The sequence below is a fragment of the Bradyrhizobium sp. P2_E8 genome (genome assembly GCF_056403875.1).
Window position 1 is genome coordinate 1 of record NZ_JBFUES010001290.1, and the last position, 1,767, is coordinate 1,767.

3 protein-coding genes are annotated in these 1,767 nt (G+C 65.0%); 1 reads left to right on the forward strand and 2 read right to left on the reverse strand.

Going from position 1 to position 1,767, the window contains the following annotated elements; genetic code table 11:
• Both AC1D00_RS39655 and AC1D00_RS39660 read right to left on the reverse strand, forming a co-directional pair.
• On the reverse strand, nt 1-495 hold a 495-nt coding region (locus tag AC1D00_RS39655), incomplete at its 3' end, for a CoA-binding protein (RefSeq protein ID WP_477014439.1).
• A gap of 123 nt (nt 496-618) precedes the next feature.
• Complete coding sequence (locus AC1D00_RS39660; RefSeq protein ID WP_477014440.1) at nt 619-1,443, reverse strand: enoyl-CoA hydratase; 825 nt, start codon at nt 1,441-1,443, stop codon at nt 619-621.
• A gap of 86 nt (nt 1,444-1,529) precedes the next feature.
• Here AC1D00_RS39660 and AC1D00_RS39665 point away from each other — a divergent pair.
• A partial coding sequence (locus AC1D00_RS39665; RefSeq protein ID WP_477014441.1) for a hotdog family protein occupies nt 1,530-1,767 on the forward strand: 238 nt, incomplete at its 3' end.

A 1,767-nucleotide genomic window follows, 5' to 3' on the forward strand; every position in this document is an offset into this window, starting at 1 on the left:
GCCTTGCGTCGGCGCTGGCGCGCGCTTGGAGCTGAGCGTGCGCGAATTGACGCCCATCCAGGAGATCTCGGACGACAAGCGGCCATATTCGATCTTGGGGCAGCGGTTCATCACGACCTTGATGCCGGCCGCTTCGGCTTTCGCCGCCGCAACGTCGTCACGCGCGCCGAGCTGCATCCAGATCACCTTCGGCAGCGGATCGAGCCTCAGGGCTTCCTCGACCACGGGCATGATGTGGCTGGAGTTGCGGAAGATGTCGATCATGTCGACGGGACGGCCGATGTCGGACAGCGAGGCGACGAAGGGCTTTCCGAGCAGCTCCTTGCCGACATGGCCGGGATTGACCGGAATCATGTCGTAGCCACGCTGCGCCAGATATTTGAATGCGAAATAGCTCGGCCGCACATTGACCGGCGAGGCGCCGACCATCGCGATCGACTTCACGCTGTTGAGGATGGCGCGGATGTAATTGTCGGGATAGGCGTCGTGGTTCATCTTTTTCTTTCTCTGACCCTCATGGTGAGGAGCGCGGCACGCGCGTCTCGAACCATGAAGCCACAGTCGGGCCTCTATCCTTCGAGACGCCGCGTTCCGCGGCTCCTCAGGATGAGGAGTTGACTATTCATCCCGCCATGTCGGCGCGCGCTTCTCGATGAAGGCGCCGATGCCTTCCTCGGCGTCGCGCGCCATCATGTTCTCGGTCATCACCTCTGCCGCATAGCGATAGGCGTCTGCAAGGCTCATCTCGGCCTGGCGATAGAACGCCTCCTTGCCGAGCTTGACCGTATAGGCGGATTTCAGCGCGACCTGTTCCGCCAGCGCAATCGCGGCGTCGCGCTCGGTACCCGCTGTCACRACGCGATTGACGAGCCCGATCTCGCGGGCGCGGGCGGCCGGGATCGGCTCGCCCGTCAGCAGCATCTCCATCGCCTGCTTGCGCGGCACGTTGCGCGACAGCGCCACCATCGGCGTCGAGCAGAACAGGCCGATGTCGACGCCGGGCGTGGCGAAGCTCGCTGCTTCCGAGGCGATCGCGAGATCGCAGCTTGCGACGAGCTGGCAGCCGGCGGCGGTCGCGATGCCCTGGACGGCGGCGACCACGGGCTTCGGCAGATGCACGATCGCCTGCATCATCGCGCTACAGGCGTTCATCATCTCGGCGAAGAAGGCGCGGCCGCGATCGGGGTCGCTGCGGCGCGCGGTCAATTCCTTCATGTCGTGGCCGGCGGAGAAGGCCGGACCGTTGGCGGCGATGACGGCCGCGCGGATGCGCTTGTCCTCGGCAATTGCGTTGAAGCTCGCATGCAGCTGGCCGATCATCGCCTCCGACAGGCTGTTGCGCGCGGCGGGGCGGTTCAGCGTGAGCACGGCGACGGTGCCGACGATCTCGCGCAGCAGGATCGGCGGTTCCGGGGAGGGGGTGCGGGCGGGCTGGACGGACATTGAAGCGTTTCCAGTTGGATTATTGCAATTGGATGATGCAGATAACCTAATGTAACAGCGGACGTGAAGCGAGGGCGAGGCGGAGCATGGCGTTAGCGAAAATGAGCGTGGCGGAGGTCGAGCAGTTTCTCCGCGGCGAGTTTCCCCAGGCCTTCAGCGGCGACGACATCACGATCGAGAGCGCTGACGGCCAGACCTGCCTGCTGCGCCAGCGCTACAGCGAAAGGATGCTGCGGCCGGGCGGAACCGTGTCCGGCCCGACGCTGATGGCGCTCGCCGATTTCGCGATGTACGTGGTGCTTCTGTCCGCGATCGGGCCGATCG